The sequence below is a fragment of the Erythrobacter sp. genome (genome assembly GCF_039988855.1).
Classification (GTDB): Bacteria; Pseudomonadota; Alphaproteobacteria; order Sphingomonadales; family Sphingomonadaceae; genus Erythrobacter.
The window spans coordinates 208697-231770 of the sequence record NZ_JBDXIY010000015.1; the positions used below are offsets into that span (position 1 = coordinate 208697).

Consider the following 23074-nt stretch of genomic DNA (forward strand, 5'->3'; position numbering starts at 1 on the left):
TATCTTTCCCCGCAAAAAACCACAATGGATGGTTACAGCGCTTGCCTGATTAGCTGAGCCCTGCAAATCTCTCGCCCATGGTTCCGGCAATATTCGGATGTTCTGGTACAAAGTTGACCGAGGAAGAGCGAGCGTTCTTCCGCGAAGCTAACCCTGCGGGTTACATCTTGTTTGGCCGCAATTGTGAGAGCCCCGAACAGCTGCGAGCATTGACCGATGAACTGCGCGACTTGCATAGCCGGGACAAACTTCTGATCTCGATCGATCAAGAGGGCGGACGTGTTGCACGCCTTCGCCCGCCGCACTGGGCGGCTTATCCATCTGGCGAAGCGTTTGACCAATTGTATCAACTGGCCCCGGCAAGCGCGATTGAAGCAGCGCGTGCAGGTGCAAAGGCGATGGCTTTGGAGCTGTCGGCGATGGGCATAACGGTTGACTATCATCCACCCTTGGACCTTCGTCAAAAGGGTGCTCATGACGTGATCGGCGACCGGTCTTTGGGCCATGATCCGATGCAAATTGCCGCGATTGGCCGTGCAATTCTTGATGGATTGGCGTCAGGCGGCGTCGCGGGCTGTATCAAACATATGCCAGGTCATGGCCGATCGAGTGTTGATAGCCACAAAGAAATGCCTACGGTACATGCCAGGTCAGATGAGCTAGAGGCGGATATTGCTCCTTTTCGTAAGCTCAATTCAGCATTGATCGGGATGACTGGGCACCTCAAATTTCCAGTCTGGGACGGTGTCAGTCCGGCCACCTTTTCCGAAAAGATCGTTCGCGAGATTATCCGCGGCAAAATTGGGTTTGACGGTCTTCTGCTAACCGATGACATCGACATGGAAGCGCTGGATGGATCGGTGCCTGAACGCGCAGAACGCGCGATTGCGGCGGGTTGCGACATTGTGCTGAATTGTTGGGCCAAGATGGACCACATGCAAGGAATTTGTGAACGTGCGCCTAGCATTTCCGAGCAGGCGGCAGGGCGCCTTGATCGTGCGCTTGCGGGCACGCTTGTGGCTGACAATATCGCGGATGAGGCGGCCGACCTTCTGGCCAAACGCGATGAGCTTCTCGCCCTTGCTGGCGAAGCTGCATGAGCCCGCCAATGACGATCGAGGCGGAAGACGGCTTCATGCTTACCGGCGGTGGTATGAATACCTCCGAGCCCGGCGCGATCATGCCGGACGGTTGGGACGATGATCCTGCAAAACAGGGCGCAAAACCGGGTGAAGAGGCGCTTTATCTGGAGCTTGACGGGTGGGAGGGGCCGCTCGACCTATTGCTTGACCTTGCGCGGCGGCAGAAGGTTGATCTGAAACAGATTTCAATCCTCTCTCTCGTGGATCAATACCTTACCTATATTGAAAGGGCGCAGGACCTACGACTGGAGCTTGCAGCCGACTACCTCGTGATGGCGGCATGGCTTGCTTTCCTTAAATCCTCACTCCTTCTGCCCAAAGACGAGCAAGAGGATCCAAGTCCTGAAGAGCTTGCTATTCGGCTGCAGCTACGCCTGCAACGCCTAGGGGCGATGCGTGAGGCAGCGGCAAGGCTTTTGGGGCGTGATAGGATCGGACGCGATATATTCCTGCGAGGAAATCCAGAAGGGTTGCGCACGGATCGTAAAACCCTTTGGAAGTCCGATGCTTTTTCGCTGATCCAGGCATATGGCCAAGTAAAGGCACGCACGGCGCCTCGAATCTATCATGTCTCTGACAGGCCGGTTATGACTCTCGACAGCGCGCTTGACCGTGTGTCCGCGATGCTGGGTGTTACGCTTGACTGGATGGAAATCCGCGATTTTCTTCCCAAGCACGCGGGCACAGAATTACGCAGATCAGCCTTGGCATCGAGCTTCGTTGCTGCATTGGAGCTTGCACGGCTTGGCCGCGCAGAGCTTGACCAAGAAGGTGCTTTTGAACCTCTGCGGATCCGCCGTCTCAAAGAGAAAGTGGAAAGCTGATGTCGGACCTAAACGGTGAACCTGACGAGCTAGAGAGAGGTCTTGAGGCGACCCTTTTTGCCGCCGAAGAGCCACTCACTATCGATCAGATTTCTGCCCACTTGGGTGATTGTGACAAAAGTTTGGTCCGCGACGGATTACAGGCGCTTGCACACCATTATGAAAACCGGGGTGTGCGTTTGGTCGAGCGAGGCAAACGTTGGCATTTTGAAACGGCTGCCGACTTGGCCCACCTTTTGCGCCGCGAGAAAGAACAAGTTCGCCGCCTCAGCCGCGCTGCGACCGAGGTACTTGCGATTGTTGCCTATCACGAACCAGTAAGCCGCGCCGAGATCGAATCGATCCGCGGGGTTCAAACCAGTTCGGGCACGCTTGATGTGTTGATGGAAGCAGGTTGGATCAAGCTCGCTGGTCGCCGCGAAGTGCCTGGGCGCCCGGTAATCTATGCCACGACTCCGGACTTTTTAGACCATTTCGGGCTTGGTTCACGCCGTGACTTACCTGGTATTGATGAACTGCGTGCCTCGGGTCTTCTCGATCCTGTAGATGACGCATTTGAAGAAGCAATGTCCGCAGGCACGGAGGAAAACGAAGGAAAAGATGTCGCGGAGATAGGTTTGGAACATCAGTGCGAAGCCGGGGCTGAAGGGTTGGAAGGCCACAATCCAGACTGAATTTTTGGCCGAAGTTCCATAAGAATTACCGTCCTCACTGGCGCGAATGCGAGAGAGTGCCTATATCAAGGTGTGTAACCCCGTCCTGCACAGGGCAATGAAGAGAGAAACCTTATGTTTGGCCAAGTCGGTATCTGGCAAATCCTTATCCTTGCTGTGGTCGTCCTGATCTTGTTTGGGCGCGGTCGTATTTCCGAAATGATGGGTGATTTTGGCAAAGGCATCTCAAGCTTTAAGAAGGGCATGAGCGAAGACGATACAGCCAAGGATTCTACGAAGGCGCAGATCGAAGCGCCTGCCAAAGAGGCGAGCGAAAGCAAAGCAAAAGACAAGAGCGAAGCCTCTAATTGATGCCCCTGAACGGGCGTGTTTGGTCAATGTCCGTGTTATCTGAAAGTCCGAAAGTCCTTTAGGCAATGTTTGACATCGGCGCAGCAGAGCTTCTGGTGATTATCATCGTCGCGGTCCTTGTGATCGGGCCGAAGGATATGCCTTTGGCAATGCGGCATGCAGGACGTTGGATCGGAAAGGTTCGCCGCGTTTCTTCCCATTTCCGCACTGGTTTGGATGCCATGGTGCGCGAAGCTGAACTCGAAGACATGGAGAAGAAGTGGAAGGCGCAAAATGAGGAGATCATGAAGCGCTCCGCAGCTGACGTTGAAGTCAGCAAAGGTGAGCCTGCTATGACCGGGCCGCCTCCGGTGGAAATGCCTTCTGCTGATGCGGAGAGCGCGGTCGCCAAGACACCGGCCCCAGATATTCCAGCTGAGGCTGAGCCTGCGCCAAATCATGCCAAACCATCGCCGCCGGAGACCCCGGCGAAGTCACAAGATTAGGCGGCGGTTTTGGCATTCGAAGTCACAGACATTGACGAAACCCGGGCACCTTTGCTCGATCATCTGATTGAACTGCGCAGCCGATTGATGCGCGCGATCTTTGCGCTGCTCATTGGTTTTGGTGTGTGCTTTTATTTCGCCGATCCGATCCTCGGTTTTCTCGTCCAGCCGTTAAAGGATGCCTTTCCCGAAGGGGAGGGGCAGCTGATCTTTACGAAGCTTCCCGAGATATTCTTTGTCGAGCTGAAAATCGGGCTGTTCGCAGGCTTTATGGTGAGCTTTCCGATCATCGCCAATCAACTTTGGGCGTTTGTGGCTCCAGGTCTTTATGCAAAGGAAAAGAAGGCCTTCTTACCATTTCTGATCGCAACACCGGTACTGTTTATCGGCGGCGCGGCGCTCGCCTATTATGTGGTTATGCCACTCGCTTTCCTTTTCTTCCTGGGATTTGGAGGAGAGGCAGGCGGACTTACGGTTCAAGCGCTCCCAGCGGCAGGTGAATACCTTGGTCTGGTGATGCAGTTCATCCTCGCTTTTGGGCTGACGTTCCTGCTTCCAGTGCTGCTAATGCTGCTGCACCGCGCAGGGATTGTGACCCGGGCGCAATTGGTCGCCGCGCGCCGCTATGTGATCGTTGGGATTGTGGCGATTGCCGCTCTTGTGACCCCGCCTGACCCGGGCACGCAGGTTATCCTCGCCGTGCCCTTGCTGCTTTTGTTTGAAGGGTCACTTCTTCTCATGCGCCTACAAGAGCGGGGCGTGAAAAAGAATGCAATCGATGCCGATGATGCGGAGGGTGAAGCAGAAGTTGACGCTGAAACTGGCCCTGAAACCACATCCGATCCGAGCGATCAGCCCGCTCAATAATTCGATTTAGCGCGCAAACACGCGCTCGCCTGAAAGATACACTTCGCGAACTTCGGTCTCGCGGATCTGTGTCGGCGAGGCGAGCATCGGATCGCGGTCGACGAACAGGAAATCTGCTCTTTCGCCCGGCACCAATCGGCCAAATTTCCCGTCTGCAAATCCAGCATAGGCCGCATCAGAGGTAAACGCTGCGAGCGCTTGCTCGCGGCTCACCGCTTCATGCGCGCGCCATCCGCCAAACGGATTGCCATTTTGGTCGGTACGGCTGATTGCAACCGCGATACCAGCAAAGACATCGGCGGGTTCAACTGGCGCATCAGAGCCAAAGGCAATGCGGCCGCCAACGTCGATAATGCTCTTCCATGCGTACGCGCCGCCCAAACGATCATCGCCAAGGCGTGCTTCGGCCATAAACATATCGCTTGTCTGGTGAAGCGGTTGCATCGAGGCAATAGTGCCATGCTCACCAAAGCGGGGAAGATCAGCGGGATCGACGATTTGCGCATGTTCAATGCGCCAGCGGCGATCGCCTTTATAGCTTTCAGACAGCTCAGCGATTGCCATTAGGACATCGGCGTTGGCCGCATCGCCAATTGCGTGAACGGCGGTCTGGAAATTGTCGAGCGCGGCGCGGCTCATCCGGTTGCGCAATTGCGCCGGGGATGTGATCGCGATGCCGCGTGTTGTCGGCTCATCGTGATACGGTTCTTTCAAGGTCGCGCCGCGCGAACCCAGCGCGCCATCGACGTAAAGCTTGATACCGTTGAGGCGCAATTTGTCCTCGTAAAGCCACGGTGTTGGGCCGGGGCCTCCAATAAGTTCCATCGCCTCTGGGCTATCGGCATAAGACATGATCCGAATCCGCAAGTTGCCGCGGTCGGCGGATCTGCGGAAAGTCATCCAGTCAATGACCGGCGTGCCCATATCGGCCACCGCAGTGATGCCATTTGCTAGCAATTTTTGCTGTGCCATCGCGAACGCGGCATCGCGGTCTTCTGGGCGAGGGGCAGGAACGCTGCCGCCAACCAAGGAAATCGCGTTGTCGATGAAGATGCCGCTTGGATTGCCGCTCGCATCGCGAATAATGCGGCCACCTTCGGGGCTTTGGGTGTCGGAATTGATCCCGGCACGCTCCATCGCGATGCTGTTGGCCCAATTGGCGTGGTTGTCGGCGCGCTCAAGCCACACGGGGCGATCGGAAACAACCGCATCCAATTCTGCCGCTGTTGGGAAACGGCCAAGACCCCATTTTTCCTGATTCCAGCCGCGCCCAAGTATCCACGGTCGGCCCTGATTGGCCTCAGCAAACTCGGCCACTTTGGCAAGCGCCTCTTCAAGGCTGTTTGTGTCAGACAAATCGAGGGTAAGGGCAGCAAAGCCAATGTCCATTACATGGACATGCGCGTCGATCATGCCTGGCAGCATTACCTGACCTTTGCCGTCCATGGCGAAATCTATGCCTTCAGGACGCTCTTCACCGCGTTCCAGAACGTGGGTGATGAGCCCCTCATCATCGAACACCAGTTCGGTAAAGCGCTTAACCTTGCCCTCTTCATCGATGGTGACGCCATCGACGTTGTAGACAACTGTGTCGGCTAATACTGGGGCAGCGATAAGGGCGGCGCCGGCGACCAGAAAGGATCGGATCATGGAAAGTTTCTGCATTAGGATTTCGCTTTTGGAAGTCGTGAAATGAGCGAGCTGGTGTCATGGCGCGAGCCACCCGAAGCTTGCACCTCGGCATAAAACTGATCAACGAGAGATGAGATCGGAGATGAAAGCCCAAGACGCTTTGCTTCATCGAGAGCATAGCCCAAGTCCTTGCGCATCCAATCCACGGCAAATCCAAATTCGAACTCATCGTTGGCCATGGTGGCCCAGCGATTGTCCATTTGCCAGCTTTGCGCCGCACCCCCGGAAATCGCCTCATAAGTCTTATCAAGATCGAGGCCAGCGCCTTGCGCCAGCCGGATCGCTTCGGACAGCCCTCCAAGGACGCCCGCGATACACATTTGGTTGGCCATTTTTGCAGTTTGGCCAGCGCCGATTGGACCGACATGCACAATTGATTTGGCGTAGGCTTCCATCACCGGAGTTGCCCGCGCCATCGCTTCGTCCGAACCGCCGCACATGATCGCGAGCCGGCCGTTTTGTGCGCCGGCTTGCCCGCCGCTTACGGGCGCATCGACGAAGGCGATTGATCTTTCCGCGCACACACCGCCCAAGCGGCGGGCCATATCGCTAGAAGTGGTGGTATGGTCAATGAGGAGCGCGCCTTCGCTCATTGCCTCCAAAACGCCGCCGGTTGATGTTGTGACGCTTGCCAAGTCCTCGTCATTACCAACGCAAATGCAAACCACATCCGCGCCTTGGGCGGCGTTTGCAGGTGTATCTGCAAAAGCAACCTCGAGCCCCTCTTGGTCCCAGGTCTTGCGCCAACTATCTGCGCGTTGTGGTGAACGATTGTATGCGGCAACTGAAAAGCCAGCGCGGGCGAGGTGTCCCGTCATTGGGCCACCCATCACGCCCAGCCCAATAAAGGCGATCTTGAAGCTCTTATCCATAAGTTGAGGACCTAATAGCTTTGCTACACAATTGCCAAGGCAATCGCGGTTGCTCATGCGATTGAGAGAGCCTAGTGGCGAACTCATCATGAATGCACCAAACGCAAGCCTCACCTGTGAAGCAACCCCTGCCGACCTCACGCTTGAAACTGTTCGGGCAGCAGCCGCGCGAATTGAAGGCTCTGTGGTCAATACGCCGATGATGCATTCCAAGACGCTGTCGGAGATTACCGGCGCGGAAATCTGGCTAAAGTTTGAGAATCAGCAATTTACCGCCGCATATAAGGAACGCGGTGCATTGAACGCATTGCTGCAACTGACCGAAGAGCAAAAGAAGCGCGGTGTGATCGCGGCATCGGCGGGTAACCACAGCCAAGGCCTTTCCTATCACGGGACCCGTTTGGGTGTGCCGGTCACTATTGTCATGCCTAAGACCACGCCAACTGTAAAAGTCATGCAGACCGAAAGTGTTGGCGGGAATGTTGTGCTTGAAGGCGAAACTTTTGATGACGCCTATGCCCATGCATGCGATTTGAAAGAGGAACGCGGGCTTACTTTCATCCACCCTTTCGATGATCCTTATGTTGCAGCAGGACAAGGAACCGTGGCGCTGGAAATGCTGGACGTAAAGCCAGACCTTGATTGCCTTGTGACCCCAATTGGCGGCGGCGGGCTTATCTCGGGCATGGCGACCGTTGCGCGCGCATTGTCACCTGATCTCGAAGTTGTCGGTGTGCAGGCAGCCTTGTACCCAAGCATGTTTGCCAAGCTTAAGGGCGAAGACCGCGCTTGCGGCGGTGACACGCTGGCTGAAGGGATCGCCGTTAAACAACCTGGCCATTTCACCTCTCAAGTGATTGCAGGCAAAGTCGATGACATTCTCCTTGTTGGCGAGCCGGTGCTCGAAAAGTCAGTGTCTCTTCTGCTTCAGATTGAAAAGACCGTTGTCGAGGGGGCAGGGGCGGCTGGCCTTGCCGCTGTGCTCGACAATCCGGATAGGTTTGCCGGTAAGAAAGTCGGTTTGGTGCTGTGCGGGGGTAATATCGACACGCGCCTCCTTGCGAACGTACTGCTGCGTGATCTTGCACGGCAGGGCCGGTTGGCGCGGTTGCGTGTGACCTTGCAAGATCGCCCCGGCGCGTTGTTCAAAGTGATGCGTCTGTTTGACGACCACAACGTCAACATCATTGAAATCTATCACCAACGTATCTTTACGACGCTCCCCGCAAAGGGCCTCATCACCGATATCGAATGCGAGGCGAGAGATGCGCAGCAGGTTGAGCAATTGGTCGAGGCGTTGCGCGCTGCGCGATATCATGTGGATGTCGTCGAGCTTAACTGATTCGCTTGATACAGGGTCTTGCAGAGCCTGCACTATTGGCCCCGCGCTAATTGCTAACAGGTGAAGCGTCCCACAAAGCGACGGGCGTCGTTGTGATCGTGAATCAATGCTCCGATCTGGTTCCTTTTTGCGTCCAGTCATGTGCAAAGTAAGACAAAATTCACCGTGATTTTTGGTTAAGGCCCTTTTACCGGCCCGCGCAAATAGGCATAAGAATGTCTTAACGCAGCAATTGCTGATTCCACCTTCCCCTTTAGAGGACGAAGAGCCCAACCCGTGACGGCCCCAATTCGCTTCCCTCGCTTCTTCGTGACAAGTCCGGCGCCGTGCCCCTATCTTCCGGGGCGCAGCGAAAGGAAAGTGTTCACAGAACTTAAGGGTGCACACGCAGATCAGCTGAACGAGGCGCTTGGCCGGATTGGTTTTCGCCGCAGTCAAACGGTGGCCTACCGCCCAAGCTGTTTGGATTGTCAGGCCTGCGTCTCGGTTCGCGTGGTGGCGAATGAGTTCAAACCATCAAGTACACAAAAACGCGAAATCAAACGTAACCGTGACCTGATTGTGACGGAATGCCGCCCTTGGGCGACCGACGAACAGTTTGAATTGCTGACCAAATATTTGAGCATGCGCCATCCCGATGGCGGCATGTCGACGATGGACGAAATGGATTATGCCGACATGGTCGAGCATACGCCTGTGACGAGTTCTCTGGTGGAATACCGTGAGCCGACGGAAACCGGCGAACCAGGCAAGCTTATCGGGGCATGTCTGACAGATCGTCAGGGCGATGGTCTTTCGATGATCTACTCATTTTATGACCCTGATCATGAAGGGCGCGCGGGCCTGGGTAACTTTATCATTCTCGATCATATCCAACGTGCGGCAGAAAGCAGCCTGCCCTATGTTTATCTCGGTTATTGGGTCGATGGGTCACCGCGGATGCAATACAAAGTGCGGTATCGCCCGCTGGAACAGCTCACACGCGATGGTTGGCGCCGGATGGACGAGAGTGAACAAAGCCGTCTGATTGCCGCAGCAACCGCTCCTCGCAGCGAAAAAGATGGCGCAATTACTGGCGCACGGGGTAAAGACGGACAGCCTGTCAAATTCTCTGCGAGTTGATCGCTACTTGAAAGCACTGAGACTGAGACTAGCCCTGAAAACGGGCTTTGCGGCTGGACTGCTTGCGACCGGCACTTTGGCAGCCGGACAAGAGAGCTCGTCTACTGAATCGGAAAGCTCGTCTCCTTCCGAAAGTTTCGCAGGTCAAACGCTCGACGATCTCATCCCTGAAGATGCAACGGAAAACGCTGAAGATTGGGCCACACGAGGCCGCGACGGGCCATCACAGGCCAACACCGCCGGACCGGAAGCGGACATGGCTGAGGCTGATCTATCCCAAGAACCTGCTCAGGTTTTCGACATTGATGGGACGCTCGATCGTTTAGACGTTGCTGAGCCTGAGGTTCTCTCGCCGGATGCCGACCGCCCATCATTTGCCGATATCGACGCGCCGACCTTAGTTGACCTGCCGGATCTCGCTGAATTCGACTTAAGCGATCAGCTAATCCTTGCTTTTCCAGCGGAGGCTGGACGGTTCCCAGAAGAAGAGGAATTTATCGCGCGCTTCCGCGCATTATCCGCGATTGAGGCACTTGGTACCGGCGAAGATACGGTCCCACAGCTCGCGGCAAGGGCGCGCTCTGACGAAGAGCTTCTTGACGCTATGCTGCGCAATTATGGCTATTACAGCGGAGAGGTTGTTCGGCAGCTTTCAGGTGGCAGACGTGGGTTTGCTGATGAAGCCGATCTCGGCAATGAACTCGCTGCCGACCGTGATCCAAAGGTGCGCTTTGATGTGCTGCCAGGACCCCAATATGTATTCGGCGCGGTTGATCTGGGCGCTTTGGGGCGCCTTGTTTTAGATGATCGCGGGCCGCTTTTAGAGGCGTTTGGGATTGCGTCTGGTGATCCGGTTTATGCTGATGCGATTGTATCAGGCGAAGCCCAGCTTCGATTGGCCCTTGGGGAAAGCGGTTATCCATTTGGCGATCTTGGCAAGCCCGACCTTCTGATCGACCATGCAAGAGAAGAGGGTGATCTGACACTGCCTGTTGAAACGGGCGGGAAATTCGCATTTGGTGAAGTGCTCAGCGATGATCCCGACTTCCTTTCAGACCGACATTTGGGACGCATCGCCCGGTTCGAAGCCGGCGATATTTACCAAACAAGTTTGCAAGCTGATTTGCGCCGCGCGATCTTGGCAACTGGCCTGGTATCTTCGGTCGCGATTACGCCGCGTGCGATTTCTCAGCCCGATGGAGATGATCCGGGCGAGGTTGCCTTAGATGTTGCGCTCGAGCGGGCCCCGCTACGCACGATTTCTGGAGCAGCCGGGTTTGGTACCGAAGATGGCTTTAAACTCGAAGCGGCATGGGAGCATCGCAACCTCTTCCCGCCTGAGGGGGCACTGCGTGTGCGCGGTATCGTCGGTACACGCGAGCAATTGGCGAGTATCACTTTCCGGCGCAGCAATTTTCGCGGACGCGATCAAGTCCTCTCGGTTGATGCATTCGCGAGCGATATCGAAACCGAAGCGGTCGATGCCCGCACGGTCGCTTTACAAGGGTCATTTGAACGCGTCTCAAACCTGCTTTTCCAAAAGCCGTTTAGCTGGCAACTGGGGGCAGAGCTTCTCTATACTGATGAGCGCAACCGCGTGACCAACGGCATTGCGCGTCCGCGTCAGGAATATCTGATCGGAGGCATCTTTGGCCGCGCGACCATTGATGGCAGCGACGATCTCCTCGACCCCAGACAAGGGTACCGTGTTTCCTTCTTCGCAGAGCCGGAATTCTCACGCAGCTTGAGCGAGAACTCACCATATTTGCGCGCTCGTTTGGACGCCAGCTACTATCAACCTGTTGGTAGCACGGTGATAGCAGCTCGTTTTGCTGTAGCGAGCGTTGCGGGTGCGGATCTGCTTGATATCGCGCCGTCGCGCCGCCTGTATTCCGGTGGTGGCGGATCAGTTCGCGGGTTTGGATTCCAAGCCATTGGCCCGCGCAACGAATTTGATGAACCCGAAGGGGGGCGCTCGCTTCTCGAGGCTGCCGTCGAAGCGCGTATTCCAACAGGCTTGTTAGGCGGGGCGATTGAAGTTGTGCCGTTTTTCGATCTTGGTTCGATCTCAAGCGAAGCGCGGCCCGATTTTGACGTTGTGCGCGCAGGTGCCGGGGTTGGGGTTCGTTACAAGACCAGTTTTGGCCCAATCCGCGTTGATGTTGGCGCGCCTCTCAATCCAACACCAACCGACGCGCCCGTTGTCGTCTATGTCAGCTTGGGGCAGGCCTTTTGATGGCGGAAATGGACGACATGCAGGTGCAAGAGCACCAAGAGGCCACTCGTAAAAGAACTTGGACAAAGCGGCTCGGGTGGATGCTCTTGATTGTCCTGACCCCGCTTGTGCTTGTTACTGTGTTTTTATCCTCGCCAATTGGAAAGCGGTTCGTTGTCGACCAGATTGCCAATGCAGCGCCGGCATCGGGTCTGCGGATTGAGGTGGGGCGCATTGAAGGCGACCTTTACCGCAAGGCCGTGCTTCATGATGTGGTCCTGAAGGATCCGAACGGTCAATTTCTCACCGTTCCTCAAGTGGATTTGGATTGGCGGCCACTCGCATGGCTGTGGAGCGGGATCGACATCCGCGAGCTGACAGCGAAGCGCGGGCGACTGGAGCGTTTGCCCGAACTTCTTCCCGGCGATCCAGACGCGGCGATCTTACCAGACTTTGATATTCGAATTGATGAGTTTGAATTGGAGAATTTTAGGCTCGCGCCTGGCCTTGCAGGGGACGAAGCCCAGCGGGTCGATTTTAACGCCAAGGTCAATATTCGAAAGGGCCGTGCGCTCGTCGATGCGCAGGGGCGCTTTGGTCCGGAAGACCACATTGAACTTCTCTTAGATGCAGAACCTGATGGTGACCGTTTTGAGCTCGCATTGGATTACAAGGCGGCTCGAGATGGACCAATCGCGAAACTATCAGGGTTGGGAGCTGCGTACGAGGCGCGGATCATGGGCGAGGGTAAATGGTCGAGCTGGCTCGGACACGCTTTGGTAAAGCGTGAGGATGAAGCCGGACTAAGCGACCCGGTTGCTGCTCTTGAACTGACCAATAGCGCGGGTCAATTTGGCGTTTTGGGCAAGATATCACCTGATCTTCCATCCAATACCACTTTGGGTAGAACCCTTGCTGGCGGTATCGATCTGGTGATGACAGGTACGCTTGAAGAGAGTGTATTTGACGGCCGGATCGCTGCGGTGACTGACACTTTGGATTTGCGCGGCACCGGCGCAGTCGATCTGGCGAGCAATCGTGCCGACGGCTTCAATGTCGGGCTTGACGTGCGCGATCCTGAGTGGCTCTCGCCAGCTATTGAGCTGCAAGGAGGCAAACTTGCCGCCTTGATCGATGGCCCATTCAGAGAGCTTGAGATCGACCATCAACTGGATGTCGAGGCGCTAGTCATCGGGCAGACCATCACGGTTTCTCGCTTTGTACAGAGCGGCACCGCAACTTTTGATGGGGAGACTTTGCGTGTGCCACTTGATGCCGGAACCGAGCGGGTTGTGACCGGCAACGAAGTGATTGATGAACGGCTTATTGGCGGAAAATTGCAAGGGATGCTTAGTGTTCTGGGCACTGATCTTGTGGCGGACAACGCCAAGATACTCTTCCCTGAGCTCGCCGGCGAGCTCACATTTCGCGGCGACTTGCGGAATGGCGCTTTCGCATTGGCAGGTCCCGTCAAAGCGCGCGATTTATCAATAGAAAACCTTGGTCTGGTGACGGCGGACGCAAAGCTGTTAGCCAAATTTGGAAGCGGCATTCCATGGAGCTTGCGCACCAACATGGCCGGTGTCGCAAGCCAGTTTAAAAATGCCTCAATCGCAACCGTTGCCGGTGACAGTGTTCGGTTCAAAGGAAGCCTTGGGATGCGCGCACAAAACCCCATCGTGCTGCGTGATGTGACGTTGGAAAGCGCGCGGCTAAGCGCAACGCTCGACAGCCGTATTGTCGATTCACGATCAACCTTTTCAGGTGCAGGAACCCATGTCCAATATGGCGCTTTCGATTTTGATGCCGAGATAGCGGACGAAGGGCTTCGCGCAGATTTGGTCCTTGCCGACCCATATCCAAATGCGGGTTTGAAAGACGTACGACTTGGGATTGCACCCAGGGGCGATGGTTTTGGAATTGATGTGGCTGGCGGGTCGATACTTGGTCCGTTTGAAGGCGCGCTTGCTTTGGTATTGCCCCAAAATGGCCCCAGCCGCATTGATGTTGATGCTTTGCGGATTCACCGGACCGATGTGAGGGGGGGCCTGACATGGGCAGAGCAAGCACTCAGCGGTGATCTGTCCCTTAGCGGGGGCGGTATCAACGGAGAGATCGCGCTGTCGCCTGCCGCAGGTGGGGCGCAAGGGTTTGACCTTGATTTAACCTCACGTGGTGCGCGTTTTGGCGGTGATTTGCCTGTTGCACTTGAATATGCGGATGTGGATGCGAGCGGTGCATTTGGCGGCGATGCCGGTCCGAGTTCGAACCGAATTGAGGGTAAGATTGCGGGCAGGGGGCTCGAATATGGTGCGCTACGGCTGCACGCGTTCAACGCCAAAGCACAGATTGTGGACGGTGAAGGTGATGTCCAAGCCTCGATAGCCGGGCGGAGAGCCGATCGGTTCCAGCTCAAGCTTGATGGAGATTTCTCACAGCGGCAGATCGCTCTTATTGCGCAGGGCGAATATGGCGGAAGGCCAATCACGATGCCGCGCCGCGCCGTCCTCACAGCATTGGAGAATGGCGGATACTCGCTGTCGCGCACGCAAATCGGATTTGCGCGAGGCTTTACCGTTTTGGAAGGTCAGCTTGGCGGTGAAAAAACGCTGATCGAAGCACGATTTGCAAAAATGCCTTTGCGTCTTGCAGATCTTGCGGGGGCGGATTTGGGTCTTGGCGGACTGTTATCTGGTGTCGTCGAATTTGCCCAAGATGGAAGCGGTCCTGCGACGGGCAACGCGCGGATCAAGATCGACGGATTTGGCCGTTCTGGCCTCGTTCTTTCTTCGCGCCCGGTCGATGTCTTTGCGGTCGCGAATTTGTCTGCGCGTGAACTGGCTGTGGGAATGCACTTAACGGAAGGCGATCAGCGATTGGGCCGAGTTGATGCCAGGATCAGCGGATTGGCCAGGTCAGAGCGCACCGATCGATCCTTAAGTCAGCGGATTATGCGAGGCCGGTTGAATGCGAACCTAGGTTATGACGGAGCTTCAGAGGCCTTGTGGCGCTTGCTTGCAATTGAGGTGTTTGACCTCACCGGACCTTTGAGCGTTCAGGCGCGGGTTACCGGAACACTCCAAGAACCACGCATCGTCGGTGATTTGTCGAGCGATAACTTAAGGTTGCAAAGCGCAATTGCTGGAACTGATATCAGTCAGGTTTCCGCCCGAGGCCGTTTTGGAGGGTCAAAACTTGCGCTTACCCGTATTGCCGGTGTGACCAGTGGCGGCGGTGCAGTGACCGGAAGCGGAACCATCGATCTCGCCGAAATCTCATCCTCGCGCGGACCTGGTATCGATATTCGGGCAGCGGTGACAAAAGCGAAATTGCTCAATGCAAATGGGTTGGAGGCAACGATCACCGGGCCGTTGAGGATTGTCTCGGACGGGATAGATGGGACGATTGCTGGACGGGTCAGTGTCGACAAAGCGAGTTGGGCATTGGGTGTGGCAGCAGAAGATTTGCGCCTGCCAACGATCCCGACGCGGGAGACGGGCAGGGCGCTTCAAACTGTTCTTACCTCGCAGGCCCAGAACGGCGGATGGCGTTATTTGATCGATGCAAAGGCGCCTTCCAAAGTGGCAGTCGACGGTCTTGGCCTTGATAGCGAATGGGGCATCGATATTGCTTTGCGCGGGAACGTGAACGATCCACGCATCGGCGGAGAAGCACGGCTTGTGCGCGGTGATTATCGTTTCTCGGGAACGCGGTTTGAGCTCACTGAAGGGCGGATCGCATTTGATCCCGCAAGGCCAATTGATCCCCGGCTTAATATTCAGGCTGAGGCGAGTGCCAATGGAACGGAGGTGACGATCGACATCACCGGCAACGCGCAGGCACCGCAAATCACCTTTTCCGCCCTGCCTGCATTACCCGAGGAGGAGATATTGTCGCGCCTCTTGTTTGGCGGGTCCGTGACTTCGCTTTCAGCGACCGATGCTATTCAATTGGGGGCGGCTCTTGCCGCCCTGCAAGGCGCTGGAAGCGGGCTTGATCCAATTGGTAATTTGCGCCGTTCAATCGGGCTGGATCAATTGCGGATTGTAAGCGCAGACCCTGCGTTGGGACGTGGGACTGGCGTTGCTTTGGGTAAAAACCTTGGCCGCCGCGTCTATGTTGAACTGGTGACGGATGGTCAGGGTTACAGCGCAACGCAGGTTGAATATCGCATCACGAGTTGGCTTGCTCTTCTCGGTAACGTGACGACCATTGGACGCGACAGCGTGCTGGCAGAAATCAGTCGGGATTACTAACTCTCTTTGTAAAGCTGGGCCTCTTCCCGTCGCCTGTTCACAAGACCTTTCAAAACCCTGCCACCCGCCTTGTTCCACCGCGTAAATTCGGCCGTGGCGCTGGCAAAGTCACCAACCTTGTGTTTTCGCGTCAGAGTTGCTCGGTGAATGGCGCCGATGTTGTAGTGAAAGCTGACCATGGCATCGAATTGACCTTGTGTGGTTGGTGCGGCCCCAATTGCGCGCGACACTTCTTCGGCATAGGCAATCAGATCCGTCGCGAGCCGAGCATCACATTGCGCCTGCGTCCAAACACTGCCTGGACCGATCCGATCATCCGTATCAAATTCCTTGCCAGTGGCCCCCCACCCAATAGTCCATGGTTCTGCCCCGGTACCGGGGTCGGGATAGGCCTCGACCATGCCATCGCGCCTGAGCCGCGCGCATCCTTCAAAACGTTTGATGAGCGCCACTCCGCGCGGACCAATGGCGCGTTTGGTGCCAAGGATCGCTTTGTTGCGTCCAGAGATGCCTACATCAAGGGCATCGTTGAGAAGCTCGACTTCGGATTGACGAAACTTGCGGCCCAGCAATTTGCGGACAAGATCAAACACAGGTTTGCGTGCCTGTGAATGCGGGGTGGGGGCGGAAAAGCATCAGACATACACATTACCTCGAGGTCGATTCGCGAAAGACGAGGCCGTCTGATTAGTCACAACCAATGTGAGTAGGAAAACGCTTTGAGGAGTTGTTTGCCAAAGTACTGTCGTGCTCATACGTAGTCAGCGAGGGATCTGCGCTACCTCAAATCAACCTTCACGGTTTTATGACCCCGCGATGCAATTGGTTGCAGCAGCGAGGTTATCTTAAATAGGTCATGGGCTTACATCTCATCGACACAGAGAAAGAACGCCTTGCATCGCTTCGTGCATTGCAGTTGCTTGATACCCCTCCTTCCGCGATGTTTGATCGCATTACAAAGCTTGCCTCGGTCCTTTTTGACAGCGCGATCTCGGTCATTTCATTGGTGGATCACGACCGGCAGTGGTTTCTTTCCAGAGTGGGTATGGGGTCTAAGCAAACCCGAAGAGAGTACGCATTCTGTTCGATTGCAATCGAACAGGATTGCGTGCTGGATGTACCAGATGCGTCCCTAGATGGACGTTTTACAGATAATCCACTTGTCACCGGTGCCCCATTCATCCGATCTTACATCGGACACCCGGTGCGCAGTCCGGACGGATATTTGATCGGAACCCTCGCTGTTATCGATCCGCGTCCTTCCAAATTCGAAGGGATCAATCGCGAGAAGTTGAAGGTTCTTGCTGGCGTGGTCGAAGATCTCTTGCGTTCGTATAAGCAGACCATTGCGATGACGGACCTCGCGGACCAAGCACGCGGCAAGCAAGACGATCTGGAGAAAGCCAACCGTATCTTTGTCGCCGCTGAAAAAGCGGCGCGGATCGGGTCATGGGAGATTGATCTGACCACGATGGATCTCACGTGGTCCGAGGGTGTCTATGAGATGCATGGCATTCCCGTGGGGCAAGAAATCTGTGTCGAACAGGCGATCAGTGCTTATGCCCCCGAAGACCGTGCCCATGTTGCGGCTTTGGTAGAGACTGCAGTCTCCAAGAGGGAGCCATTCGAATTCGAAGCCAATTTGGAAGACAGTGATGGCAAAATTCTGCGTGTACAATTGCGCGGTGAACCCATCAAAGGTGACGAAAAAAATCCCGACAGGCTAGTCGGAGTAATCCATGACATTACTGAAAATCACCATGCGAAAACCGCGCTTCAACGTGCAGCGGACTATGACCGCCTCACCGACCTTCTGAACCGAAACGCCTTCGACCGGATTTTGGGCGAAAAGATCAAACGGCAAGGCGCGACCGGTCAGACGCTTGCGGTCATGCTGATCGACCTTGATGGATTTAAGGCAATTAATGACACATTCGGGCACCTTGTTGGCGACATGGTCTTGCAACAGATGAGTGATCGGCTGCGCAAGACAGTGCCGGAAGATGTCGTCATTGCGCGGTGGGGAGGAGACGAATTTGTGTTTATTCTTCCCTTGGGGGCCACGCGATCTGATGTAGAGTCCTTGTGGAGCCTCTTGTCTGAGGCCGTGTACAAACCGTTTCTGATTTCGGGGCGCAAGCTGGTGATCCACGGCACAGCCGGTGTTGAAATCAGCAATGAGGTGATCGGGGGACGAGAAATAGTGCGCCGTGCCGATCTTGCCATGTACACCGGCAAAAAACGCGCATCTGCGACGCTCAGTTTCTACGATGCGGCGCATGCGCAAGAACATACCGACAAAATACAAGCGGTCACCGAAGTGCGCGAAGCGATGCAATCAGGCCGCCTGTTTGCGGCCTATCAGCCGATCGTTGATCTACTGACCCAAGAAGTCATTTGCCTGGAGGCGTTGATGCGAGTGAAATCACGCGATGGTTCGGAGCTGACGGCGGGCAACCTAATGCCGGCGCTCGTTGATCCTCATGTATCGCGCGAGATTAGCAACGCCATGGCTTCCAACATTTGCGCCGATCAACATGAGATAAAGTGCGACATCAGCACTCTTCGCTCGATCAGCTTCAACGCCAGCGAAGCCGATCTACTCAGTCAAAATTATGCGCCCAACCTCTTGAGCAAGCTTGAAGAAGCAGGAATCGATCCTGCTTCACTCACTCTCGAGGTTACCGAGACCATGTTGATGGTGAACGACAATGATACCGCTCGAAAGGTCCTGACTGACCTCAAAGAAGCGGGCATGAAGATTGCTCTAGATGACTTTGGAACAGGATATTCATCCCTTACACACCTGCGCGATTTTCCAATCGATATCGTCAAAATTGATCGTAGCTTTGTGAGAGTGATTAACTCTGATCACCATTCGCGCCTGATCGTTCAGGCCATGATTGCTATGGCCCAAAGCCTTGAGATTGATGTGATTGCGGAAGGCATTGAGACACAGGTTCAACGCGATCTCCTTGCCGTCATGGGATGCCGTTACGGGCAAGGTTACTTGCTAGGTCACCCTCAACCCAAGGCGCGTTTGGCAAGGGAAATCGATCGCACATCTGCTGCGCGTGCTATCAATGCCAGAACGCAAACAGAAAAGCGCCGCAGGTTGGTGCCTTAACCTGAAGGATGGCAAGGGCTCGCAAACAACCGGAATTCCGCCTGCATGCGGATCACCATTGACTGGCATTGGTTTGGTGAGATGCATCAAAGGTCATCGTAAAAAGCACAGTTCGAACCAAGGTGAACCGGTGCGCCATCTTGGTATGTCGCGCCAAGCAATCAACGCCGTCGGAGCTGGAAAATATGTTCTCTTTGCCTGGTTCGCCTGCAAGTCATTTAAGTTGGAACAGAGCGCTTACGAGCTGTAATACATGTCATACTCAACTGGAGCAGGCGTGGTTTCAAGGCGCATAACCTCTTCCCACTTGAGCTCCGCGTAGACTTCGATTTGATCTTTCGAGAAGCCATCGCCTTTGAGAAGGAGTGAGTGTTCTAGAGGGTGTCTAGGCTTTCTATGTTGCCATTCACCCAGTCGAAGTTGCTTGGAGGAAGGCGCCAAATGAAACGGGTAAAGTTTGGCTGCTTCCCTTTCAGAAAGTTCTCAATGCGTTCCCGATACAACGTAATTCCACCGCGAGCTGCGGCGTCCATCGCGGTGCGAGCATGCCGCCAGTTTCCGTCGATCTGAGAGCGATTGTCTCCACAAGTTCCATCTCTGCCGCGATAGTTTGAGCCTTGTTCCGAATGCCACAACGAGAGATTCTCTTCTGTCGGAAAGGCGCCTCGGATAAGCTTCAAGCTTCCTGTGACTTTGGCATCATGTTTCCAACTGCAGCGTCCCGAACCGTAATGCTCTGAGTGATTGATATGGCCTCGGAAAGAGACTCTAAATAGGACTGATGGTCCCTCGCGTGATTGGGCAATTACAATGTGCACTGGCCCATTTGTGTATGCGTCACGAGGCACTTGAGCATGCGCTGGGTTCGAAATCCCGAATGAAAATACCAAGACAAAAATTGCCGCTACTAAATGTACCAACTTTGACATGATTACTCCTTCCTTTTGTTCTGAGGAACGCACTGGTAGGCCACGCCAATTCGGACTGCGCGTGATGAAGGTCACACAAATCTGCCAACAAAAAAAGGCCGCCCGGATCGCTCCGGACGGCCTTTCTTGTCGGTAAGACTAACCCTTACGAGCTGTAGTACATGTCATACTCAACTGGAGCAGGCGTGGTTTCAAGGCGCATAACCTCTTCCCACTTGAGCTCAGTGTAGGCTTCGATTTGATCTTTCGAGAACACGTCGCCTTTCAGCAAGAAGTCATGGTCAGCTGCGAGCGCTTCGAGAGCTTCACGAAGCGAACCACAGACGGTTGGAACCTGAGACAGCTCTGCTGGTGGCAGATCATAGAGGTTCTTGTCCATTGCGTCGCCGGGGTGGATCTTGTTCTCGATCCCGTCAAGGCCAGCCATGAGCAACGCTGAGAATGCCAGATAGGGGTTCGCAAGCGCATCCGGGAAGCGGAATTCAACGCGCTTGGCTTTCTCACCTGCACCGTAAGGAATGCGGCAGGAGGCCGAACGGTTACGCGCAGAGTATGCAAGAAGCACAGGTGCCTCAAAGCCAGGGACCAGACGCTTGTAACTGTTGGTGGTCGGGTTGGTGAAAGCGTTCAGAGCCTTCGCGTGTTTGATCACCCCGCCGATGTAGTAAAGGCAGTTTTCCGAAAGACCGGCATATTCATTGCCCGCAAAAGTCGGTTTGCCATCTTTCCAGATCGACATGTGGCTATGCATGCCTGAACCGTTATCGTCCTTGATTGGTTTTGGCATGAATGTCGCGGTCTTGCCGTAAGCGTGCGCGACTTGCTGTGTCACATACTTGTAAATCTGCACATGGTCAGCCGACTCGGTCAGTGTTTGATATGTGATGCCCAACTCGTGCTGCGCTGCGGCCACTTCGTGGTGGTGCTTGTCCATGGACAGGCCGATTTCCTGCATGGTCGAAACCATTTCAGCGCGGATATCCATAGCGCTGTCGACAGGAGCCACGGGGAAATAGCCGCCGGTTGCGCGTGGGCGGTGGCCCATGTTGCCCATTTCGTATTCTTTGCCGGTATTGGTCGGCAGCTCGACATCATCAATGGCAAAGCCTGAACCTGCATAACCGTCTTCAAAACGTACATCGTCGAACATGAAAAACTCAGGCTCTGGCCCGACATAGATCGTGTCGCCGATACCGGTTGATTTAAGGTACGCTTCAGCGCGTGTCGCGGTTGAACGTGGGTCGCGGCCATACAGTTGGCCATCGGAAGGCTCGATGATGTTGCAGAAGATGCTAATCATCGGAGTTGCGCTAAATGGATCGGCGTAAACCGCGTCCAGATCGGGCTTAAGGATCATGTCACTTTCGTTGATGTCTTTCCAACCTGCGATCGACGAGCCGTCGAACATCAGGCCATCTTCGAGCGCATCTTCGTCCATGACGACGGCTGACATCGAAAGGTGCTGCCACTTACCCTTGGGATCGGTGAAACGGAGATCGACCCACTCGATTTCCTCGTCTTTGATACGTTGTACGATGTCTTTTGCGGTCGCCATTTTGGTTTACTCCAGCTTGTCGTTCTTGTTCGAGAGGTGCGCCGGACGGTGTTCGGCCCTAGCGCTGTTGATCAGTTGAAATTAGACTGCGTCGTCGTTGGTTTCGCCCGTGCGAATGCGAATTGCGCTGGCAATATCGCTGACAAAGATCTTGCCATCACCAATTCGGCCGGTTTGCGCGGCCGCTGCAATCGCTTCGACAGCCCGTTCGGCCTGATCATCGGCGATCACAACTTCGAGTTTTACCTTAGGTAAAAAGTCGACGACATATTCTGCTCCGCGATAGAGCTCGGTGTGGCCCTTCTGGCGGCCAAAACCGCGCGCTTCTGTGACGGTGATGCCAGACACGCCAATTTCGTGGAGTGCCTCTTTCACTTCGTCCAGCTTGAAGGGCTTGATGATCGCTTCGATCTTTTTCACGTTAGGTCTTTTCCCGTATGCGCCGTGTTTACTCAATGCATTTGGCACTTATTGTTGAGACGCGCGTATCAAGAATCATGCCAAGGCCTTGTCACACTTGGGTAGCTGATCTGAGCCTTCACGCAAGGATCATTCCGTAGGGGCGCATTAAGCGCAGTATTTTTCTGCGCACGACAAGTGTGCCTAAGAGATGGGCGTGACTGCCCAATAAATGGGCAGATAGTCAGCTCATTACGGCGTTGATTAAAGCCGAAGCCCTGTGGTTTCAGGGAGACCGCACATGATGTTGAGGTTCTGGATAGCCGCTCCGCTCGCGCCTTTGCCAAGGTTGTCGAGGCGAGCGATGAGGCGGGCATTCCAGCCGCCTTCATTACCGAAAACATCCAGACGCATCGCGTCATGGCCAGAGGTCCCATCTTGCAAAAGCAGCTCGCTTGCGCCGCTGGCTTCACCCACTGTGATAATCTCAGATGCGGCGTAGAATTCACTCAAGCCCTTGCTGAGTTGATCTGCGTGCAATTCCGCGCCGATTGCTCCCAAATGTAACGGCACTTCAACCAACATTCCGCGATAAGCAGGCGCGACCGCCGGTACGAACAGCACAGGATGCTTAAGCTCGGCGTGCTCTTTCATCTCCGGCAGATGCTTGTGTGCAAGGTTCAAACCATAGGCGCGAAACGCAATATCTGGTTCGCTTGTGAACCTTTCAATTAACGCATTGCCGCCACCGGAGAACCCGCTCACTGCATTGACGGTGTAAGGCCAATCGGCTGGGAGAAGCCCTGCACGCACAAGTGGAGCAACGAGCGCCAAAAACCCCGTCGGATAACACCCCGGATTGCTGACGAATTGCGCGTTTGCAATCTTCTCGTGGCCGATCAGCTCAGGAAAACCATAGGCCCATCCATCCGCAACCCGGTGTGCAGAGGACGCGTCGATAATCCGCGTACTTGACCCTTCTGCCAATTTTACCGCTTCACGCGCTGCGTCATCAGGCAGGCACAAGATTGCCACATCCGCTTCATGCAATGCCTCGCGGCGGGCGGACACATCTTTGCGGCGCTCATCATCCAAAACGATCAGCTCAAACTCTTCGCGGCCAGCCAAGCGGTCGCGAATTTCCAGGCCGGTAGTGCCGGCAGCTCCGTCGATGAAAATCCGATGTGTCATAATGCAAGAGCGCTTAGGCGCGTTGCGGCGT

Annotated in this window: 18 protein-coding genes; 12 read left to right on the plus strand and 6 right to left on the minus strand. The window is 55.2% G+C overall.

From position 1 onward, the window contains the following. Positions 1–77 precede the first annotated feature (77 nt). From nagZ to tatC, 6 genes are all read left to right on the plus strand, one after another. On the plus strand, positions 78–1100 hold the full coding sequence (nagZ, locus tag ABJ205_RS03880; protein ID WP_348160718.1) for a beta-N-acetylhexosaminidase: 1023 nt from the start codon (positions 78–80) through the stop codon (positions 1098–1100). Between the two features lie 80 nt (positions 1101–1180). After that, entirely contained in the window at positions 1181–1966 is a 786-nt protein-coding gene (locus tag ABJ205_RS03885; RefSeq protein ID WP_348160734.1) for a ScpA family protein, read from the plus strand. Further along, complete coding sequence (gene scpB / locus ABJ205_RS03890) at positions 1966–2640, plus strand: SMC-Scp complex subunit ScpB (protein ID WP_348160717.1); 675 nt, start codon at positions 1966–1968, stop codon at positions 2638–2640. Before ABJ205_RS03885 ends, scpB begins: the two co-directional genes overlap by 1 nt. A 114-nt stretch (positions 2641–2754) precedes the next feature. Continuing rightward, positions 2755–2991: a twin-arginine translocase TatA/TatE family subunit gene (locus ABJ205_RS03895; protein ID WP_348160716.1), complete on the plus strand. Its 237-nt coding sequence runs from the start codon at positions 2755–2757 to the stop codon at positions 2989–2991. 65 nt (positions 2992–3056) lie between these two features. Next, the gene (gene tatB, locus ABJ205_RS03900; protein ID WP_348160715.1) at positions 3057–3476 is read left to right on the plus strand and encodes a Sec-independent protein translocase protein TatB; all 420 of its coding nucleotides are present in this window, start codon (positions 3057–3059) and stop codon (positions 3474–3476) included. 9 nt (positions 3477–3485) lie between these two features. Beyond that, positions 3486–4343 carry a twin-arginine translocase subunit TatC gene (gene tatC / locus ABJ205_RS03905; protein WP_348160714.1) on the plus strand — a complete coding sequence of 286 codons (858 nt, stop codon included), beginning with the start codon at positions 3486–3488 and terminating at the stop codon, positions 4341–4343. 6 nt (positions 4344–4349) lie between these two features. On the opposite strand, the gene ABJ205_RS03910 is transcribed toward tatC, so the two are convergent. Further along, positions 4350–5993: an amidohydrolase family protein gene (locus tag ABJ205_RS03910; protein WP_348160733.1), complete on the minus strand. Its 1644-nt coding sequence runs from the start codon at positions 5991–5993 to the stop codon at positions 4350–4352. Between the two features lie 14 nt (positions 5994–6007). After that, on the minus strand, positions 6008–6907 hold the full coding sequence (locus tag ABJ205_RS03915) for an NAD(P)-dependent oxidoreductase (protein ID WP_348160732.1): 900 nt from the start codon (positions 6905–6907) through the stop codon (positions 6008–6010). An 88-nt stretch (positions 6908–6995) separates the two neighbouring features. On the opposite strand from ABJ205_RS03915, the gene ABJ205_RS03920 reads away from it, so the two are divergent. The 4 genes from ABJ205_RS03920 (at position 6996) to ABJ205_RS03935 (ending at position 15842) form a co-directional block, all read left to right on the plus strand. Further along, positions 6996–8249, plus strand: coding sequence for a threonine ammonia-lyase (locus tag ABJ205_RS03920; protein WP_348160713.1), 1254 nt, complete (start codon positions 6996–6998; stop codon positions 8247–8249). Positions 8250–8525: 276 nt separating this feature from the next. Then, positions 8526–9371: an arginyltransferase gene (locus tag ABJ205_RS03925; protein ID WP_348160712.1), complete on the plus strand. Its 846-nt coding sequence runs from the start codon at positions 8526–8528 to the stop codon at positions 9369–9371. A gap of 7 nt (positions 9372–9378) precedes the next feature. Then, entirely contained in the window at positions 9379–11607 is a 2229-nt protein-coding gene (locus ABJ205_RS03930) for a BamA/TamA family outer membrane protein (RefSeq protein ID WP_348160711.1), read from the plus strand. A gap of 8 nt (positions 11608–11615) precedes the next feature. After that, on the plus strand, positions 11616–15842 hold the full coding sequence (locus ABJ205_RS03935) for a translocation/assembly module TamB domain-containing protein (RefSeq protein WP_348510007.1): 4227 nt from the start codon (positions 11616–11618) through the stop codon (positions 15840–15842). Here the strand turns inward: ABJ205_RS03935 and ABJ205_RS03940 are convergent. Next, positions 15839–16435, minus strand: a complete 597-nt coding sequence (locus ABJ205_RS03940) for a lysozyme (RefSeq protein WP_348160709.1) — start codon at positions 16433–16435, stop codon at positions 15839–15841. The two genes, ABJ205_RS03935 and ABJ205_RS03940, sit on opposite strands and share 4 nt — an antisense overlap. Positions 16436–16698: 263 nt before the next feature. On the opposite strand from ABJ205_RS03940, the gene ABJ205_RS03945 reads away from it, so the two are divergent. Both ABJ205_RS03945 and ABJ205_RS03950 read left to right on the plus strand, forming a co-directional pair. Then, a complete protein-coding gene (locus ABJ205_RS03945; protein ID WP_348160708.1) occupies positions 16699–18969 on the plus strand; it encodes an EAL domain-containing protein in 2271 nt (756 codons plus the stop codon). Further along, positions 18926–19219 (plus strand): hypothetical protein, encoded by a 294-nt coding sequence (locus tag ABJ205_RS03950; protein WP_348160736.1) that lies wholly within the window; start codon positions 18926–18928, stop codon positions 19217–19219. The genes ABJ205_RS03945 and ABJ205_RS03950 overlap by 44 nt, the downstream gene beginning before the upstream one ends. An 824-nt stretch (positions 19220–20043) precedes the next feature. Here the strand turns inward: ABJ205_RS03950 and glnA are convergent. The 3 genes from glnA to argC form a co-directional block, all read right to left on the minus strand. After that, positions 20044–21453 carry a type I glutamate--ammonia ligase gene (glnA, locus tag ABJ205_RS03955; RefSeq protein ID WP_348160707.1) on the minus strand — a complete coding sequence of 470 codons (1410 nt, stop codon included), beginning with the start codon at positions 21451–21453 and terminating at the stop codon, positions 20044–20046. An 81-nt stretch (positions 21454–21534) separates the two neighbouring features. Continuing rightward, positions 21535–21873, minus strand: a complete 339-nt coding sequence (locus ABJ205_RS03960; RefSeq protein WP_348160706.1) for a P-II family nitrogen regulator — start codon at positions 21871–21873, stop codon at positions 21535–21537. Between the two features lie 243 nt (positions 21874–22116). Next, positions 22117–23043: an N-acetyl-gamma-glutamyl-phosphate reductase gene (gene argC, locus ABJ205_RS03965; RefSeq protein ID WP_348160705.1), complete on the minus strand. Its 927-nt coding sequence runs from the start codon at positions 23041–23043 to the stop codon at positions 22117–22119. Between the last annotated feature and the right edge of the window lie 31 nt (positions 23044–23074).

What these genes read in the sequence shown, in the direction of transcription:
- ABJ205_RS03945 (WP_348160708.1), top strand. Translation starts at nt 16,699, where the DNA reads ATGGGCTTACATCTCATCGACACAGAGAAAGAACGCCTTGCATCGCTT.
- ABJ205_RS03910 (WP_348160733.1), bottom strand. Translation starts at nt 5,993, where the DNA reads ATGATCCGATCCTTTCTGGTCGCCGGCGCCGCCCTTATCGCTGCCCCA.
- scpB (WP_348160717.1), top strand. Translation starts at nt 1,966, where the DNA reads ATGTCGGACCTAAACGGTGAACCTGACGAGCTAGAGAGAGGTCTTGAG.
- ABJ205_RS03885 (WP_348160734.1), top strand. Translation starts at nt 1,181, where the DNA reads ATGCCGGACGGTTGGGACGATGATCCTGCAAAACAGGGCGCAAAACCG.
- ABJ205_RS03935 (WP_348510007.1), top strand. Translation starts at nt 11,616, where the DNA reads ATGGACGACATGCAGGTGCAAGAGCACCAAGAGGCCACTCGTAAAAGA.
- glnA (WP_348160707.1), bottom strand. Translation starts at nt 21,453, where the DNA reads ATGGCGACCGCAAAAGACATCGTACAACGTATCAAAGACGAGGAAATC.
- ABJ205_RS03895 (WP_348160716.1), top strand. Translation starts at nt 2,755, where the DNA reads ATGTTTGGCCAAGTCGGTATCTGGCAAATCCTTATCCTTGCTGTGGTC.
- argC (WP_348160705.1), bottom strand. Translation starts at nt 23,043, where the DNA reads ATGACACATCGGATTTTCATCGACGGAGCTGCCGGCACTACCGGCCTG.
- tatB (WP_348160715.1), top strand. Translation starts at nt 3,057, where the DNA reads ATGTTTGACATCGGCGCAGCAGAGCTTCTGGTGATTATCATCGTCGCG.
- ABJ205_RS03920 (WP_348160713.1), top strand. Translation starts at nt 6,996, where the DNA reads ATGAATGCACCAAACGCAAGCCTCACCTGTGAAGCAACCCCTGCCGAC.
- ABJ205_RS03950 (WP_348160736.1), top strand. Translation starts at nt 18,926, where the DNA reads ATGCCAGAACGCAAACAGAAAAGCGCCGCAGGTTGGTGCCTTAACCTG.
- nagZ (WP_348160718.1), top strand. Translation starts at nt 78, where the DNA reads ATGGTTCCGGCAATATTCGGATGTTCTGGTACAAAGTTGACCGAGGAA.
- ABJ205_RS03915 (WP_348160732.1), bottom strand. Translation starts at nt 6,907, where the DNA reads ATGGATAAGAGCTTCAAGATCGCCTTTATTGGGCTGGGCGTGATGGGT.